Below are 15,819 nucleotides of genomic sequence, written 5' to 3'. Positions count from 1 at the left end.
GATCTGCTCCCCCGGGACCTGGACGGGAGAAGGCCGGAACTCCCCCCGAAGCCTCTCTCGACGACACCCGCGGTCTCAGGGGCGCGGCGGGTCTTCGGCGGTCAGGACGTCGTCGGCGGTCAGGACGTCGTCGGCGGTGAGGGACGACGCCGTGGCCGGAGAGCCGGGCCGGTCGTCCTCGGCGGCGCGACGGCGGGCGTCCTCGTCGGTGCCGGCGTCGTAGGCGACGAGCCTCGGCAGTGCGGCGGCGAGCAGCCCCACCGCGGCCACGCAGGCGAGTCCGCCGGTCCAGATCGCCGGGCGCGCGCCGGTCCAGCCGGCCATGGCACCGGCGCGGACCTGGCCGAGCTGGGGACCGACGCTGTAGGAGAGGACCTCGATGCCGGCGAGCCGGCCGCGCAGCCGGTCCGGGACGGTCTGGTTCCAGATGGTGGAGCGGCCCAGTCCGCTCAGCATGTCCCCCGCTCCCGCGAGGCCGAGGCAGACCAGCACCAGCCAGACGTTCGACGTCCAGCCGGCCGCCGCCATGGCCAGGCCCCAGCCGGTGGCGCCGAACACCACGAGCAGGCCGTGCCGCCGGGTCCGGGAGACCCAGCCACTGGTCAGGCTGACCAGCAGCGAACCGACCGACCCCGCCGCGTACATGAGGCCCAGCGACCAGTCGGCGTCCAGCTCGTCGGCGAGGAAGGGGAAGACGGTGTTGGGGAAGGCGAAGAGCATCGCCGCGAGGTCGATGGCGTAGGTGCCGAGCAGCACCGGCCTGGACCAGGCGTACCGCGCCCCTTCGACGATGCCGCGCAGTGAGGGCCGGGTGGCCTTGTCGCGGGGCGGCACGGGCGAGAGCCGACGGCACATCAGGACCGACGCGGCGAAGCAGACCACGGTGGTGGCGTACGCGGGACCGTTGCCCGTGTAGGCCACCACCAGGCCGGCCAGCGCGGGCCCGGCGATGGCGCCGGCCTGCCAGCGCAGGGCGTTGAGCGCGGCTGCCGCGGCGAGCTGGTCGTGCGGGACGATCCGGGCCAGCAGCGAGTCCACGGCGGGCCGTTGGAGTCCGGCGAGGGCGGCGACGCCGGCGGCCACCACGTACAACGGCCACAGCATGGGGCTGGGCAGCAGGGCGTTCACCAGGAGGATCAGGGCCAGCAGACCGAGTCCCGCCTCGGTCAGGACGATGACCCTGCGGCGGTCCACCGCGTCCGCGAGTGCGCCGCCGTACAGGCCGAAGACCACCAGCGGCACGAGTTCGACCGCGCCCATGGCGCCCACCGCGAGGGGCGAACCGGTCAGGTCCTTGATCTGGAGCGGCAGCGCGATCAGCGCCATCACGCTGCCGAGGTAGGTGACCAGGCCCTGCACCCACAGGAGGCGGAAGTCGCGGGAGGAGCGCCAGGGTGCCAGGTCGGGCAGTACCGCGGCGAGCTTGGAGGTCATGGTTCAGCGGCTCCCGGCGGGCCCGGACACGTGGGACGGTACCGGGTGCTCGACCCCGTCCCGCGGGGGCGTCGAGTGGTGACGGCCGATCGGCAGGACGAGGGGTCTGCCCGAGACCGGGTCGTCGACGACGCGGCTCTCCATGCCGTACACGGCCCGGACGGTGTCCTCGGTCATCACCTCCGCGGGTGTTCCGGCGGCGTGCAGGCGTCCGGAGGCCAGGGCGACGAGCCGGTCGGCGTAGCGCGCGGCCAGGTTGAGGTCGTGCAGGACCATGACGATCGTGGTGCCGCGGGTCCGGTTGAGGTCGGTCAGCAGGTCGAGGACCTCGATCTGGTGGCTGATGTCGAGGAACGTGGTGGGCTCGTCGAGCAGCAGCAGGTCGGTCTGCTGAGCCAGTGCCATCGCGATCCACACGCGCTGGCGCTGGCCGCCGGAGAGTTCGTCGACCGCCCGGTCCGCCAGGTCCGTGGTGTGGGTGGCCTCCAGGGCGGCGGCGACCGCGGCGTCGTCCTTCGCCGTCCAGCGGGCGAAGGCGCGCTGGTGGGGGTGGCGGCCCCGGCCGACCAGGTCGAGGACGGTGATGCCCTCGGGGGTGACCGGGGACTGCGGCAACAGGCCGAGGGTGCGGGCGAGTTCCTTGGCGGGGGTGCGGTGCACCTCCTTGCCGTCCAGGACGACCCGTCCCTCGCGCGGGACGAGGAGCCGGGACATCGAACGCAGCAGCGTCGACTTGCCGCAGGCGTTGGCGCCGACGATCACGGTGATGCTCCCGGCCGCCAGGGTCAGGTCCAGGCCCTCGATGACGGCACGGTCGCCGTAGCCGAGTGTCAGGTTCTCGGTGGCGAGGGTGTGCGACGCGGTCACAGTGAGCCTCCGGCCCGGTTGGTGCGGACGATCAGGTAGACGAGGTAGGGGGCGCCGAGGACGCCGGTGACGACGCCCACCGGGTAGCGGGTGTCGAAGGCGTACTGGCCGGTGAAGTCGGCGACCAGGACCAGCAGGGAGCCGACCAGGCCGGCGGGCACCAGCAGGGAGCCGCCGGTTCCGGTCAGCCGGGCGGCGATCGGGCCGGAGAGGAACGCGACGAAGGCGATCGGGCCGGCGGCCGCCGTGGCGAACGCGATCAGACCGACGGCCGCGACGATCACGGTGACGCGGGTGCGTTCGACGCGGACGCCGAGCGCGGACGCCGTGTCGTCGCCGAGGCTGAGCGAGCTCAGGTTGCGGGCCTGGGACAGCAGCACCGGGGCGAGGACGAGCACGGCCAGTACGGCGGGCACGGTCTCCTCCCACGTGGTGCCGTTGAGGCTGCCGGTGAGCCAGCGCATCGCCTCCTGGAGGTCCCATTCGGCGGCCTGCGACAGGACGTAGGAGGTGACGCTGTCGAGCAGGGCGGCCATGCCGATGCCGATCAGAATGAGCCGGGTGCCGGCGACCCCGTCCCGGAAGGCGAGGGTGTACACCAGCAGCGCCACCCCGAGCGCGGCGGCGATCGCCAGCACGGACACCTCGGCCCCGCTCAGCGAGAAGGTCACGATGGCGATGGCCGCCGCCGCGCTCGCTCCCGCGCTGATGCCGATGACGTCGGGGCTGGCGAGCGGGTTGCGGAGCATGGTCTGGAAGGTGACGCCGGCCATGCCGAAGCTGAAGCCGGCGGTCAGGGCGAGCACGGCCCTCGGCAGCCGCAGCGTGCCGACGGTGAACGACGCGCCGGGGACCTGCTCGCCCATGACGACGCGCAGCACGTCGCCGGGCGGGTAGAAGGTGTGGCCGGCCATGAGCGTCGTGACGAAGGCGGCGACGACCAGGAGCAGCAGCGTCAGGACGAGCAGCCGTCGCCGGTACGCGCGGCGGCCCCGGGCGCGCGTGACGGCGCGCAGCGTGGGTGAGTCGGGGACGACGGGGGCGCTCACAGGGATCTGACCTTCTGCCGGCGGACGAGGTGGATGAAGAAGGGGGCGCCGACGATGGCGGTGACGATGCCCACGTCGATCTCGGCCGGCCGGGCCACGACCCGCCCCACCACGTCCGCGGCCGTCAGCAGGACCGCGCCGCCCAGTGCGGAGAACGGCAGCAGCCATCGGTGGTCCACGCCCACCAGCAGCCGGAAGGTGTGCGGTACGACGAGTCCGACGAAGACGATCGGTCCGGCGACGGCGGTGGACGCGCCGCACAGCACGACCGCGCCGAGCGCGGCGCCGGCCCGGACGAGCGCCACCCTTTCACCGAGCCCGGCGGCCAGGTCGTCGCCGAGGGCCAGCGAGTTGAGCGCACGGGCGGAGGCCAGGCAGATCACGAACCCGGCGGCGAGGAACGGTACGACGCTGCCGAGCTGCGCGTAGGAGGCGCCTCCGACGCCGCCGATCTGCCACAGCCGGAAGGTGTCGGAGATGTCGTTGCGCGGCAGGACCACGGCGCTGACCAGGGAGGCGAGGGCGGCCGAGATGGCGGCCCCGGCGAGGGCCAGCTTCAGCGGGGTGGCGCCGCCGCGCCCCAGCGAGCCGACGGCGTACACGAACCCCGCGGTCAGGGCCGCTCCGGTCATCGCCACCCAGATGTATCCGGACACCGACGCGAGACCGAAGTACGCGATGGCGGTGACCACGGCCAGTGAGGCGCCCATGTTGACGCCGAGGATGCCGGGGTCGGCGAGCGGATTGCGGGTCACGCCCTGCATGACCGCGCCGGAGAGCCCGAGGGCGGCGCCTACGGCGACGGCCATGAGTGTGCGCGGTACGCGCTTGGCGACCGCCGCCTCCTCGAGGGTCTGTTCCGCCCCGCCGAGCGCCGACCACACGTCGGCCCAGGCGACGTCGCGGGAGCCGAGGGCGAGGGAGGCCGTCATGGCGGCGGCCAGGACCGCGACGACCACGAGGAGCCAGGTCACCCGCGTGCGCGCCGGACGCCGTACGGGGGCGGCGTCCGGCGCGGGCGGGGTTTCGGTGAGGGTCACTTGACCTTGTCCGCGGCCTCGGCGAGCGCCGTCACGTAGTCGTCGAGGACGTACGGGATGGACAGCGGGGTCGGGTTGGCGGCGGTGGCGAGCGGGGTGCTGCCGGGCAGCAGGTACACGGAGTCCCGCTCGACGGCGGCCAGCTTGGAGGTGAGCGGGTCGTTCTTGAGGGCCTTGAGCAGTTCGCCCTTGTCGTCCCCGTAGCCGACGATGATGTCGACGTCGTTGAAGTCGTCGATGCGCTCGGCGCTCTTGGTGAGGACGAACTTCTTCGTCGACCCGGACGGACCGGAGACGCTGGCGGGGATCTTCATGCCGAGGTCGGTGAAGAACTGGGTGCGGGTGTCGTGGGTGGTGTAGAAGCCGACCTGGCTGACGTCCTTGGCCGACACGTGCGTCATGAACATCGCCGTCTTCCCCTTGAGTCCGGGGTGCTCGGCGACGGTCTGCTCGATCCGCCCTTCGAGGTCGGTGATCAGCTTGTCGCCCTCGTCGGCCAGTCCGATGGCCTCGCTGTTGAGGCGGATGATGTCGCGCCACGGGGTCGCCCAGGCGGCCTCGGGGTAGGCGACCACGGGAGCGATCTGGCTGAGGGTCTCGTAGTCCTGCTCGGTCAGTCCGGAGTACGAGGCGAGGATGACATCCGGCCGGGTGTCGGCGACCGCCTCGAAGTCGATGCCGTCGGTCTCGTCGAAGAGGACGGGCGTCTTGGCGTTCAGCTCCTCGAGGCGCTTCTCCACCCAGGGGAGCACGCCGTCCCCGTCGTCGTCGCCGAAGTTGGCCTTGGCCATGCCGACGGGCACGACGCCGAGGGCGAGCGGCACTTCGTCGTTGGCCCAGTTGACGGTGGCGACCCGCTCGGGCTTCTCGGGGATGACGGTGGTCCCCAGCGCGTGCTCGATCGTCACGGGGAACTGGCCGGCGCCGTCGGCACCTGCGCCGGCGGCACCGCTGTCGTCCTTGTCACCGGACTCGCCACCGCACGCGGTGAGTCCGACCAGGAGGGCCGCCGCGAGGGCGAGCGCGCGAAGGCGTGGGGTTCTCATCGACCCGGTTCCACTTTCGGTAGGGGCGCCGGGCTCACACGTCCGGAACCTCGGGGACCGCGGGGGCGTGGAGCGGGGCACCTGACCTGCTACGGCAAGTTAGGTAAGGCTTGGCTTGCCTGCATAGCGTATGGAGCCTCGGCGACCGGATCAATCGAGCCTTTTCGACAGCCCTTGTAGCGATCGGGACATCCGTCGGGACGCCCCCGCCCCACCGTCCGCGTCCCTCAGCGCGCCCGGAACCGGCCGGGGGTCATTCCGGTGGTCCGCCGGAAGGCCGCGCCGAAGGCACTCGCCGAGCGGTAGCCGACCGCTTCCGCCACCACGTCGACCTCGAAACCCTGGGCGAGGAGCCGCACGGCGTGCTGGGCGCGTACCGAGGCGACCCACCGAGCGAAACTCGTGCCCGTCTCCGCCCGGAACGCGCGGGTCAGCGTGCGTGTGCTGCACCCGAGGGCGGTCGCCCAGCCGGTCAGCGTCCGCTGGTCGGCGGGGTCGGCCCGCACCACGTCCACGATGGGCCGCAGCAACGGCGAGGTGGGCAACTGCACCAGCAGCGCCCGGGGCGACGGCCGCAGCACGTCGAGGACCATCGCCTCGGTCACGGCCCGGGAGTCCGTCGACAGGTCCGGCTCCTCGAGCCGTTCCATGAGGAGCCGGAGCAGCGGGGTGATCTCCACGGCCACCGGCTCGTCGGGCAGGGCCGAGACCGTGCCGTGGCGGAAGAAGTGGGCACGGTAGGAGGTGCCGGCGACCGCGGAGGCCGAGTGCAGCTGCCCGGCCGGCATCCACAGCCCCAGCGTCGGCGTGATGCACCATACCTGGGTGCCCACCACGGCCGTGGACGTGCCGTGCTCGTTCCAGAGGAGTTCGTGCCACGGGTGCGAGTGCTCGTTCCACGCCGTGTCGGTGGCGACGACCTCCTCGTACCCCTTGATCACGAAGGACACGTCCAGCTCGCCCGCGGCGAGCGTCGGAAGGTCCCTGGTGACACGCATGCGCTCAGGCTAGCGGGCACCGCGTGGTCCCTGACGGTCCCGACGGCGCCGCGACCGCCCCGGGGAACAGCACGTCCCGTCCCGCTGTTGGCTCCGACGTACGGAAACGGAGGCAAACCGGTGCACGGTGAATACAAGATCCCCGGCGGCAAGCTGGTCGTCGTGGACGTGGCGGTCGAGGACGGTGTGCTGCGGCACGTACGCGTGGCGGGCGACTTCTTCCTCGAACCGGACGAGGCGCTGGACGCCGTGAACCGCGCGCTGGAGGGCGCCCCGGCCGACACCGACGCGGCGGGACTGGCCGCCCGGATCGACGCGGCGCTGCCGGAGGGCACCGTGATGTACGGGCTGACCTCGGAGGGCGTCGGGATCGCCGTGCGCCGCGCGCTCGCGCAGGCCACCGACTGGACGGACTACGACTGGCAGCTGATCCACGAGGGTCCGCAGCCGCCCGCCCTGCACATGGCCCTGGACGAGGTGCTGACCGCCGAGGTCGCCGCGGGCCGGCGTCCGCCGACGCTGCGGGTGTGGGAGTGGGGTGCCCCGGCGGTGATCATCGGCAGTTTCCAGTCGCTGCGCAACGAGGTGGACGCCGAGGGGGCCGCCCGCCACGGCATCGAGGTGGTGCGCCGGATCTCCGGCGGCGGCGCCATGTTCGTGGAGCCCGGCAACACCATCACCTACTCGCTGTCGGTGCCGGACGCGCTGGTGCAGGGGCTCTCCTTCCAGGACAGTTACGCCTACCTCGACGACTGGGTGCTCGGCGCGCTCGGCGAGATGGGCATCCGCGCCTGGTACCAGCCGCTGAACGACATCGCCACCGACCAGGGCAAGATCGCGGGCGCCGCGCAGAAGCGCGTGGTCGGGCCGGGCGGCGGCCCCGGCGCCGTGCTGCACCACGTGACCATGTCGTACGACATCGACGCCGACAAGATGCTGGAGGTGCTCCGCATCGGGCGGGAGAAGATGTCGGACAAGGGCACCAAGAGCGCGAAGAAGCGGGTGGACCCGCTGCGCCGGCAGACGGGGCTGCCGCGCGAGGCCGTGATCGAGCGGATGATCACCTCGTTCGGCGGCCGGTACGGGCTCACCCAGGGCAAGGTGACCGACGAGGAGCTGGCCCGGGCCAGGGAGCTGGCACGCACCAAGTTCGGCTCCGCGGAGTGGACCGCGCGGGTGCCCTGAGCGGTCGGAGAGCCGGGCGGTGTGCGTCAGCGCCGCCGCGCCTCCACCAGCCCCGACTCGTAGGCGAAGACCACCAGTTGCGCCCGGTCCCGAGCGCCGAGCTTGGTCATCGCCCGGCTGACGTGCGTCTTGGCGGTCAGCGGGCTGATCACCATGTGCGCGGCGATCTCCTCGTTGCTCAGGCCGCGCGCGGCGAGCGCGGTGACCTCGCGCTCGCGGCGGGTGAGGCAGTCGAGGCCGGGTGCGGTGGCCCGGTCCGGGGGCCGGGCGACGAACTCGCCGATCAGGGTGCGGGTGACCGACGGGGAGAGCAGCGCCTCGCCGCGCGCCACCACGGCGATGGCCTGGAGCAGGTCGGCCGGCTCGGTGTCCTTGAGGAGGAAGCCGCTCGCGCCCGCGCGCAGCGCCTCGAAGACGTACTCGTCCAGGCCGTAGTTGGTGAGGATGACCACGCGTACGGCGGCCAGGGCGGGGTCGGAGGCGATGCGGCGGGTGGCCTCGATGCCCGACATCACCGGCATCTGCACGTCGACCAGCGCGATGTCGGGCACCCGGTCGCGCACCAGTGCCACGCCCCGCTCCCCGTCGGCGGCCTCGCCGACCACCTCGATGCCGTCCTCGGCGTCGAGGAGGGCCCGGAAGCCGGCCCGCATCAGCGCCTGGTCGTCGACGAGCACGACCCGGAGCACCTCGCTCATCCCGTCTCCCCCAGCGGCAGCCCTGCCCGCACCGAGAAGCCGCCCTGAGGGCGCGGGGCGGCGTGCAGGGTGCCGCCGAGGGCCGTGACGCGCTCGCGCATGCCGGTCAGACCGGTGCCGGGCGTCGGGGGCCGGGCCGGGTCGCCGGCCCCGTCGTCCTCCACCGCGATCGCCAACTCGCCCTCGTTTCCCGTGCCGTAGTCGATGCGCACCGTCACCTTCGCCGGTCCCGCGTGCCGTGCCGCGTTGGTCAGGGCCTCCTGGACGATGCGGTAGGCGGTCCGGTCGACGGCCTCGGGCAGCCGGCGCTCCTCTCCGGTGACCGTCAGGTCGACGGCGAGGCCGGCCGCGCGGGCCCGCTCCACGAGCAGCGCCGGGGTCCCGGCCGGCTCGTCGGCGCGCAGCACCTGGAGGGCCGAGCGCAGCTCGCGCATCGCCTCGCCGCTCGCCTCCTGGATGGCGAGCAGCGCGGGCGGCACCTCCTCGCCGCGTTTGCGCGCGAGGTGGACGGCGACGCCCGCCTGGAGCTTGACGATGGAGATGCTGTGCGTGAGCGAGTCGTGCAACTCGCGGGCGATGCGCAGGCGTTCCTCGCCGGCCCGGCGCAGGGCCGCCTCCTCCCGGGTGCGCTCCGCCTCCAGGGCCCGCTGTTCGGTCTGGCGCAGGTACGCCTGCCAGTTGCGGTCGGCGAGCCCGGTGACCACCGCGCACAGGAACCAGCCGGCCAGCAGCCCGGCCCGCTCGGCCACGTCCTGCGTCCCGGGCCCGGTCACCGCGTATCCCGCCAGGAACACCGCGCCGCCGGCCGCCGCGACGCCCCGGTGGCCGACCCGGGCGGCGGTGTGCACGGCGGCGAGGACGGGCAGTGCGGACAGCGGTCCCGGGTGGGCGTGCACCACGTACGCCGTGCCGAGCACGGTGGCGACGGCCAGCACCGCGCGCGGTGCGGTGCGGTGGAAGGCGAGGGACGCCGAGGCCAGGCCGATGAGCACGTGGTCGAGGGCCGTGGTGTCGTCGTCGAGGGCGGCGACGGTCATGCCGAGCGCGCCGACGACCACCGCGAGGATCGCGTCGGCGAGCCGATCGCGACCGGTCTGTCCCGTCCGACGCCCACTCATGCCCGCACCCTAGACGGCCCCGCCGACGGCCGCGTCCGCCCTGTGGACGGCTTGCGGACTACTCCCGGCGAAGTAGTGAGCGCCCGGGACGGGCTCCGGCGGCGCAGCGCGGACCGTATCCGGCCGTACGACGACCGCGGGCGCCCCGGCACCGCACTCTGCTGTCCATGCCCACACCCTTCCGTCACACCGAACCGCTGCCCCCGAAGGCGGCCACCGGCCGCGTCGCGGAGCTGTACGAGCAGATCGCGCGGGACTTCGGCATCCCCGAGCCCGCCCCCTTCGTGGTCCTGTCCTCCGCTCCCGCGCTCCTCGCCCCGGCCTGGGCGCTGATGCGCGAGTCCCTGATCGCCGGCCCCGGCGACCGGACCGGCAAGGAGGTCGCCGCCTTCGGGGTGTCGCAGGCCAATGGCTGCCGGTTCTGCGTGGACGCGCACACGATGCTGCTGCACGCGACCGGCGACCACGCCCTGGCCGAGCGGCTGGCCCGGGGCAGGGAGCCCGCGGGCGAGCGGCACGCGCGCGTGCTCGACTGGGCGCGGCGCACCCGGATTCCGGGCGCCGCGCGGGAGCCGTACCCCTTCCCGCGCGAGGAGGCACCCGGCTATCTGGGCACCGCGCTGGCCTTCCACTTCATCAACCGGATCGTGTCGGCCCTGGTGACCGAGAAGCTGCTCCCGGCCGACGCGCAACGGCTGCGTCCGGTGCAGAGCCTGGCGGGCCGATCGCTGTCCCGCACCGTGCGCCGTCCCGCCGTGCCCGGCGCGTCCCTGCCCCTGCTCGACGACCCCGGCCCGGGGCCGGCGTGGGCGGCGGGCACGCCGGTCGGCCCCGCGTACGCGGCACTGCGCACGGCGGCCGTGATGGGCGCGGGCCTCCTCGACGCCGACGACCAGGCCCTCGTACGCACCGCCCTGCGTGCCTGGGACGGGTCCCATCCGCCGCTCACGCCGGACCCGTTCCCCGGCCGCGAGGAGCGGCCCGGCGCCCGGCTGGCGCTGCTGGCCGCGCTCGCGCCGTCCCGGATCACGGAGGCGGACGTCGCGGCCTGGCGCGGGCCCGAGCACACCGACCACTGCCTGGTGCACCTCGTCGCCTACGGCGCGTTCGCCGCCGTGGACCGCGTCGAAGGCGCCCTGTCCGCGACCACCCCACAGGAGACCTCATGACCGTCGTCGCCAACTCCCGCCGGGCCGCGGCCCGGAACCACCCCGTCGGCGCCCACCCGGCCCGTCACGACGCCGTGCCGGCCGACGCACACGAAACCCATGAGGTGACCGTCGCGCCGGTCACCGCCGGGGCGGCCCGGGGCCGGGACCTCCCGGACGCCGCCGAGCTCCTCCTGTCGCCGCTGCCGGGCGGCTCGCTTCCCGCCTCGCGGCTCGCCGGCCCGGAGGAGCTGCTGCTCCCGTTCGCCTCCGGCACCGGGGCGCGGCGGGCACGGGCGGACGGGTGACCGGTGACGGCCGTCCGGCCACGACCTGACGCGGACGCACGGGCGCACCGGTACGTCTGCGTCACCGGGCGGCCACGCACCGAGTTCGCCCTTCCGCCCCACAGGGACTCGTGTGACACTGGCGTCCCGTCCGCAGTGCGGACCCCCTCCGCACCGTCCCCCACGAGAAGTGCGCCGTGCGTTCTCTTCCCCTGCCGCTCGCCCTCACCGCGCGTCTGGCGCCGGTCGCCGTGCTCGCCACGGCGGGCTGGGCACTGTCGTCCGGGCCGGACACGACACCGGCCGCCAAGGACAAGACGCCGCCCGACACCACGAACCGGTCCGCTTCCGCCCCCGCGACCGAGGCGGTGACGAAGACGTACGCCACCGCCCCGGCGCCCTGCGAGAGCCTGGCCGAGAAGACGGTCACCTCGCTGGTGCCGGGGGCGAAGGAGGCCGGCAAGGAGATCCCGTCGACGGACACCGAGGTGCGCCGCACCTGTTCCTGGAACGCGCTCAAGGGCTACGACTACCGCTGGCTCGACGTCTCCTACGAGGTGATGAAGTCGGACGAGGCGGCGAAGAAGTCGTACCAGGAGCGGGTGGCCGACCGGAGCGGCGGCGGGGAGGTCCCCGGGCTCGGCGACGCGGCGTACTCCGTCGTGAACCTCACCACGGAGGACAAGCAGCAGACGCGCGAGGGCACCGTGCTGGTCCGCGCCGCCAACGCCCTGGTGATGATCACGTACAACGGCAGCGACTTCGAGTCGAAGAAGGCGCCGAGTACGGAAGAGATCAACAAGGGTGCCATCAAGGCGGCCAAGGAGGCGGTGGCCGCCCTGGAGGACGGTCAGGGCTGAGCCGGTCCGGCAGCCGTGCGGGGCCGGGTCGCGGGCAGCAGCATCAGCGCCAGGTACAGCACCATCGAGGTGCCGAGGCCCACCGCCCAGCCGTAGTCGGCGAGCGGTTCGAGGAAGGGCACGGGCCGGCCGTCGATCAGCGGGTGGAAGTCGGCGCCGCCGATGGCCAGGACCCCTCCGACGGCGAAGGCGAGTACCGCCCGCCAGTTCCAGCCCCTGCCGTACCAGTAGCGTCCGCCCGGGCGGTACAGGTCGACGAGGTCCAGGCGGGCGCGGCGCAGGATCCAGTAGTCCGCGATGAGGATGCCGGCGACCGTGCCGAGCAGTCCGCCGACCAGGCCGAGCCAGGTGAAGATGTAGCCCTCGGGGTCGGAGTACAGCTTCCACGGGAAGATCAGCACGGCGAGGACACAGGTGACGATCGCGCCGGCCCGGAAACTGACCTTGCGCGGCGCGACGTTGGAGAAGTCGAAGGCCGGTGAGACCAGGTTGGCCGCGATGTTCACGGACAGGGTCGCCACCAGGACGGTGACCAGGGCGAAGAGCAGCCCGACCACGTTGTCCGTCTTCGCGGCGAGCTTCACCGGGTCCCAGATCGGCTCCCCGTACACCGCCTGCGAGCCGGAGGTGACCATCACGGACAGGAAGGCGAACAGCGTCATCGTGGTCGGCAGGCCCAGGGCCTGGCCGCGGGTCTGGGCCTTCTGGCTGCTCCCGTAGCGGGTGAAGTCGGGGATGTTGAGCGACAGCGTGGACCAGAAGCCGATCATGCCCATGAGCGAGGGCCAGAACAGCGCCCAGAAGTCCGCGCCCCAGCCGAGCTTCGACGGCTGGTCGAAGAGCGGGCCGAAGCCGCCCGCCTTGTCGGTCATCCACCACAGCATCACGAACGCGCCGACCAGCACGAAGGGCGCCGCCCAGTTCTCGAAGCGGCGGATGGTCTCCATGCCCCGGTAGATGATGACGACCTGGATCGCCCAGAAGATCGCGAACGACAGCCACATGGTCCAGGGGTGACCGCCGAAGGACCCCGCGTCCGTCCAGCCGTCGCCGATCAGCTTGCCGGCCAGGAAGTAGATCGCCTCGCCGCCGATCCAGGTCTGGATGCCGAACCAGCCGCAGGCCACCAGCGCCCGCACCACCGCGGGCAGGTTGGCGCCGCGGATGCCGAAGGAGGCTCGGGCGAACACCGGGAACGGGATGCCGTACTTGGGTCCCGCGTGCCCGGTGAGCAGCATCGGCACGAGCACGATCACGTTGGCCAGGGCGATGGTGAAGACCGCCTGTTTCCAGTCCATGCCGACGGCTATGAGGCCGGAGGCCAGGGTCCAGGAGGCCGTGTTGTGGGCCATGCCGACCCACAGGGCGGAGAAGTTGTACGTGGTCCAGGTGCGCTTGTCCACGGGGACCGGCAGCAGGTCCTCGTTGGCGTACGGGCCGCTCGGCGGCGGGGAGCCCGGGGCGAGCTCCACGCGCCCGTCGGGGAGGGTGACTTGGGCGGACGGCGGTATCGCCGTGGGCGCGGTGTCGGTCATGGGCAGGCCAATCGTGCGGTGGGACGGGAGAGGCCGTGCGGGCGGTGCCGAGGGGGGTGCGCGGGTGCGTCCTGGGCCCCCTTCCCCGAGGGCGGGGAAAGGGGGGAAGGGAGAGTCAGGCGTTGACGGCCGGGATGATCCGCGTGCCGTAGGCGTCGATCACGGCTTCCTGCGCGTCGTGCATGTCGTAGAGCGCGAACTGGTCGACTCCGAGGGCACGCAGGGCCTTGAGCTTCTCGATGTGCTTCTCGGCCGGCCCGATCAGGCAGAACCGGTCGACGATCTCGTCCGGCACGAACCGGGTGTCCGGGTTGCCGCTGCGCCCGTGGTGGGCGTAGTCGTAGCCCTCGCGGGCCTTGATGTAGTCGGTGAGTTCACCGGGGACCGCGCCGGTGTGGGCGCCGTACTTGTCGACGAGGTCGGCGACGTGGTTGCCGACCATGCCGCCGAACCAGCGGCACTGCTCGCGCGCGTGGGCGAGCGCCTCGGGCGAGTCGTCCGCGGTGACGTAGGCCGGGGCGGCCACGCAGATCGTCACCTCGTCGGGGTCGCGCCCGGCGGCCGCGGCGGCGTCCTTGACGGCCTTGACCATGTACTGGGTCAGGTAGAGGTCGGCGAGCTGGAGGATGAAGCCGTCGGCCTCCTCGCCGGTCATCTTCAGGGCCTTCGGGCCGTACGCCGCCATCCACACGGGGACTTCGGCGCCCGGCTTGATCCAGGGGAACCGGACGGCGGTGCCGCCGCCGAGGTCGGCCTCCTCTCCCCTGCCCAGCGCCCGGATGACGTGCATGGCCTCGCTGATCCGGGCCAGGGTGTTGGGTTTGCGGCCGGCGACGCGCATCGCGGAGTCGCCGCGTCCGATGCCGCAGACGGTGCGGTTGCCGAACATGTCGTTGAGGGTGGCGAAGGTGGAGGCGGTCACCTCCCAGGTGCGGGTGCCCGGGTTGGTGACCATCGGGCCGACGATGAGCCGCTCGGTGTGGGCCAGGATCTGGCTGTAGATGACGAACGGTTCCTGCCACAGCACGGAGGAGTCGAAGGTCCAGCCGTAGTCGAAGCCGTTGTCCTCCGCCCGTTTCATCAGCTCGACGACGCGGGTGGCCGGCGGGTCGGTCTGCAGGACGAGTCCGAAGTCCATGGGCACCGCTCCTAGTTCAGGTACTGACAGGTGGCGCGCGGGGTGTAGACGCCGTGGCCCTTGCGCCCGGTGTACTCCCGCTCGGTGACGACCGGCACGCCGCGCGAGAGCACGGTCTCCACGCGGCCGGTGATCCGCTTGCCCTCGTACGCCGAGTAGTCGACGTTCATGTGGTGGGTCTCGGCCGAGATGACCTGCTCGGCGTGCGGGTCGTAGACGACGATGTCGGCGTCGGCGCCGGGCGCGATGGTGCCCTTCTTCGGGTACAGGCCGAACATGCGGGCCGGGGTCGCGCAGGCGATCTCGATCCAGCGGCGGCGGCTGATGTGGCCGTCGACGACGGCCTGGTGGAGCAGGTCCATGCGGTTCTCGACGCCGGGCATGCCGTTGGGGATCTTGGAGAAGTCGCCGCGGCCCAGTTCCTTCTGGCCGGTGAAGCAGAAGGGGCAGTGGTCGGTGGAGACCACCTGGAGGTCGTTGGTGCGCAGGCCGCGCCACAGGGCCGCCTGGTGTTCCCTGGGCCTCAGCGGGGTGCTGCACACGTACTTGGCGCCCTCGAAGTCCGGCTCGGCGAGGTTGTCGGTGGACAGGAACAGGTACTGCGGGCAGGTCTCGCCGAAGACGTTCAGGCCCTCGTCCCGGGCCCGGGTCAGCTCCGCGACCGCCTCCGTCGCCGAGACGTGCACGACGTAGAGGGGCGCGCCGGCCACCTGCGCGAGCTTGATGGCGCGGTGGGTCGCCTCCGCCTCCAGGAGCGCCTTGCGGACCTCGCCGTGGTAGCGGGGGTCGGTCTCGCCCCGGGCGAGGGCCTGTTCCACGAGCACGTCGATCGCGATGCCGTTCTCGGCGTGCATCATGATCAGTCCGCCGTTGTCGGCGGCGCGCTGCATGGCCCGCAGGATCTGCCCGTCATCGGAGTAGAAGACGCCCGGGTAGGCCATGAACTGCTTGAAGGAGGTGACGCCCTCCTCCACCAGCAGGTCCATCTCCTTGAGCGTCTTCTGGTTCACGTCCGAGACGATCATGTGGAAGGCGTAGTCGATGGCGCAGTTGCCCTCGGCCTTGGCGTGCCAGGCGTCCAGGCCGGAGCGCAGTGAGTGCCCGACGCTCTGGATGGCGAAGTCGACGATGGTGGTCGTACCGCCCCAGGCGGCGGCCCGGGTGCCGGTCTCGAAGGTGTCCGCGGCGTAGGTGCCGCCGAAGGGCATCTCCATGTGGGTGTGGCCGTCGACGCCGCCCGGGATGACGTACTTGCCGCTCGCGTCGATGGTCCGCTCGGCCGTGAAGGCGTCGGCGGCCGGGGTGCCGGTGGCGGCGAGGGCGGCGACGCGGCCGTCCTCGATCAGGACGTCGGCGTGGATCTCGTCGGACGCGGTGACGACGAGGCCACCGCGGACGACGGTACGGCTGCTCATG

General features: G+C 72.7%; 15 protein-coding genes. 4 read left to right on the top strand and 11 right to left on the bottom strand.

Features of this window, described 5'->3' with window-relative positions; genetic code table 11:
• Positions 1-75 precede the first annotated feature (75 nt).
• From ACLIN4_RS28875 to ACLIN4_RS28850, 6 genes are all read right to left on the bottom strand, one after another.
• Positions 76-1,434 carry an MFS transporter gene (locus ACLIN4_RS28875; RefSeq protein WP_289907388.1) on the bottom strand — a complete coding sequence of 453 codons (1,359 nt, stop codon included), beginning with the start codon at positions 1,432-1,434 and terminating at the stop codon, positions 76-78.
• A gap of 3 nt (positions 1,435-1,437) precedes the next feature.
• Positions 1,438-2,301 (bottom strand): ABC transporter ATP-binding protein, encoded by an 864-nt coding sequence (locus ACLIN4_RS28870; protein WP_382022184.1) that lies wholly within the window; start codon positions 2,299-2,301, stop codon positions 1,438-1,440.
• A complete protein-coding gene (locus ACLIN4_RS28865) occupies positions 2,298-3,350 on the bottom strand; it encodes a FecCD family ABC transporter permease (protein ID WP_382022187.1) in 1,053 nt (350 codons plus the stop codon). Before ACLIN4_RS28865 ends, ACLIN4_RS28870 begins: the two co-directional genes overlap by 4 nt.
• Positions 3,347-4,390 carry a FecCD family ABC transporter permease gene (locus tag ACLIN4_RS28860; protein ID WP_382022190.1) on the bottom strand — a complete coding sequence of 348 codons (1,044 nt, stop codon included), beginning with the start codon at positions 4,388-4,390 and terminating at the stop codon, positions 3,347-3,349. Before ACLIN4_RS28860 ends, ACLIN4_RS28865 begins: the two co-directional genes overlap by 4 nt.
• Complete coding sequence (locus ACLIN4_RS28855) at positions 4,387-5,436, bottom strand: iron-siderophore ABC transporter substrate-binding protein (protein WP_289907382.1); 1,050 nt, start codon at positions 5,434-5,436, stop codon at positions 4,387-4,389. Before ACLIN4_RS28855 ends, ACLIN4_RS28860 begins: the two co-directional genes overlap by 4 nt.
• A 227-nt stretch (positions 5,437-5,663) precedes the next feature.
• A complete protein-coding gene (locus ACLIN4_RS28850) occupies positions 5,664-6,434 on the bottom strand; it encodes a helix-turn-helix transcriptional regulator (RefSeq protein WP_107476216.1) in 771 nt (256 codons plus the stop codon).
• 120 nt (positions 6,435-6,554) lie between these two features.
• On the opposite strand from ACLIN4_RS28850, the gene ACLIN4_RS28845 reads away from it, so the two are divergent.
• Positions 6,555-7,619 carry a lipoate--protein ligase family protein gene (locus ACLIN4_RS28845; RefSeq protein ID WP_382022193.1) on the top strand — a complete coding sequence of 355 codons (1,065 nt, stop codon included), beginning with the start codon at positions 6,555-6,557 and terminating at the stop codon, positions 7,617-7,619.
• Between the two features lie 26 nt (positions 7,620-7,645).
• On the opposite strand, the gene ACLIN4_RS28840 is transcribed toward ACLIN4_RS28845, so the two are convergent.
• Both ACLIN4_RS28840 and ACLIN4_RS28835 read right to left on the bottom strand, forming a co-directional pair.
• Positions 7,646-8,317 (bottom strand): response regulator, encoded by a 672-nt coding sequence (locus ACLIN4_RS28840; protein WP_107476213.1) that lies wholly within the window; start codon positions 8,315-8,317, stop codon positions 7,646-7,648.
• Positions 8,314-9,435: a sensor histidine kinase gene (locus ACLIN4_RS28835; protein WP_289907378.1), complete on the bottom strand. Its 1,122-nt coding sequence runs from the start codon at positions 9,433-9,435 to the stop codon at positions 8,314-8,316. Before ACLIN4_RS28835 ends, ACLIN4_RS28840 begins: the two co-directional genes overlap by 4 nt.
• A 167-nt stretch (positions 9,436-9,602) precedes the next feature.
• Between ACLIN4_RS28835 and ACLIN4_RS28830 the strand changes: the two genes are divergently transcribed.
• The 3 genes from ACLIN4_RS28830 to ACLIN4_RS28820 all read left to right on the top strand — a co-directional run bounded on the left by ACLIN4_RS28830 (position 9,603) and on the right by ACLIN4_RS28820 (position 11,730).
• Positions 9,603-10,604 carry a carboxymuconolactone decarboxylase family protein gene (locus ACLIN4_RS28830; protein WP_289907377.1) on the top strand — a complete coding sequence of 334 codons (1,002 nt, stop codon included), beginning with the start codon at positions 9,603-9,605 and terminating at the stop codon, positions 10,602-10,604.
• Positions 10,601-10,891: a hypothetical protein gene (locus ACLIN4_RS28825; protein ID WP_107476208.1), complete on the top strand. Its 291-nt coding sequence runs from the start codon at positions 10,601-10,603 to the stop codon at positions 10,889-10,891. The genes ACLIN4_RS28830 and ACLIN4_RS28825 overlap by 4 nt, the downstream gene beginning before the upstream one ends.
• Before the next feature lie 176 nt (positions 10,892-11,067).
• Positions 11,068-11,730 (top strand): hypothetical protein, encoded by a 663-nt coding sequence (locus ACLIN4_RS28820; protein ID WP_100044400.1) that lies wholly within the window; start codon positions 11,068-11,070, stop codon positions 11,728-11,730.
• Here the strand turns inward: ACLIN4_RS28820 and ACLIN4_RS28815 are convergent.
• From ACLIN4_RS28815 to hydA, 3 genes are all read right to left on the bottom strand, one after another.
• Positions 11,721-13,265, bottom strand: coding sequence for an NCS1 family nucleobase:cation symporter-1 (locus ACLIN4_RS28815; protein ID WP_107476207.1), 1,545 nt, complete (start codon positions 13,263-13,265; stop codon positions 11,721-11,723). The genes ACLIN4_RS28820 and ACLIN4_RS28815 overlap by 10 nt on opposite strands.
• A 115-nt stretch (positions 13,266-13,380) precedes the next feature.
• On the bottom strand, positions 13,381-14,403 hold the full coding sequence (locus tag ACLIN4_RS28810; RefSeq protein ID WP_289907372.1) for a TIGR03842 family LLM class F420-dependent oxidoreductase: 1,023 nt from the start codon (positions 14,401-14,403) through the stop codon (positions 13,381-13,383).
• A gap of 11 nt (positions 14,404-14,414) precedes the next feature.
• On the bottom strand, positions 14,415-15,818 hold the full coding sequence (hydA, locus tag ACLIN4_RS28805) for a dihydropyrimidinase (RefSeq protein WP_219179103.1): 1,404 nt from the start codon (positions 15,816-15,818) through the stop codon (positions 14,415-14,417).
• Between the last annotated feature and the right edge of the window lies 1 nt (position 15,819).

The sequence above is a fragment of the Streptomyces mutabilis genome, from assembly GCF_046628145.1.
Classification (GTDB): Bacteria; Actinomycetota; Actinomycetes; order Streptomycetales; family Streptomycetaceae; genus Streptomyces; species Streptomyces mutabilis.
Note: the sequence above shows the minus strand (reverse complement) of the source record. Positions and strands in the feature narration are given on the sequence as shown.

Excerpts from the sequence above, each read along its gene's own strand:
- ACLIN4_RS28810 (WP_289907372.1), bottom strand. The coding sequence starts at position 14,403 with ATGGACTTCGGACTCGTCCTGCAGACCGACCCGCCGGCCACCCGCGTC.
- ACLIN4_RS28835 (WP_289907378.1), bottom strand. The coding sequence starts at position 9,435 with ATGAGTGGGCGTCGGACGGGACAGACCGGTCGCGATCGGCTCGCCGAC.
- ACLIN4_RS28840 (WP_107476213.1), bottom strand. The coding sequence starts at position 8,317 with ATGAGCGAGGTGCTCCGGGTCGTGCTCGTCGACGACCAGGCGCTGATG.
- hydA (WP_219179103.1), bottom strand. The coding sequence starts at position 15,818 with ATGAGCAGCCGTACCGTCGTCCGCGGTGGCCTCGTCGTCACCGCGTCC.
- ACLIN4_RS28825 (WP_107476208.1), top strand. The coding sequence starts at position 10,601 with ATGACCGTCGTCGCCAACTCCCGCCGGGCCGCGGCCCGGAACCACCCC.
- ACLIN4_RS28850 (WP_107476216.1), bottom strand. The coding sequence starts at position 6,434 with ATGCGTGTCACCAGGGACCTTCCGACGCTCGCCGCGGGCGAGCTGGAC.
- ACLIN4_RS28875 (WP_289907388.1), bottom strand. The coding sequence starts at position 1,434 with ATGACCTCCAAGCTCGCCGCGGTACTGCCCGACCTGGCACCCTGGCGC.
- ACLIN4_RS28855 (WP_289907382.1), bottom strand. The coding sequence starts at position 5,436 with ATGAGAACCCCACGCCTTCGCGCGCTCGCCCTCGCGGCGGCCCTCCTG.
- ACLIN4_RS28830 (WP_289907377.1), top strand. The coding sequence starts at position 9,603 with ATGCCCACACCCTTCCGTCACACCGAACCGCTGCCCCCGAAGGCGGCC.
- ACLIN4_RS28815 (WP_107476207.1), bottom strand. The coding sequence starts at position 13,265 with ATGACCGACACCGCGCCCACGGCGATACCGCCGTCCGCCCAAGTCACC.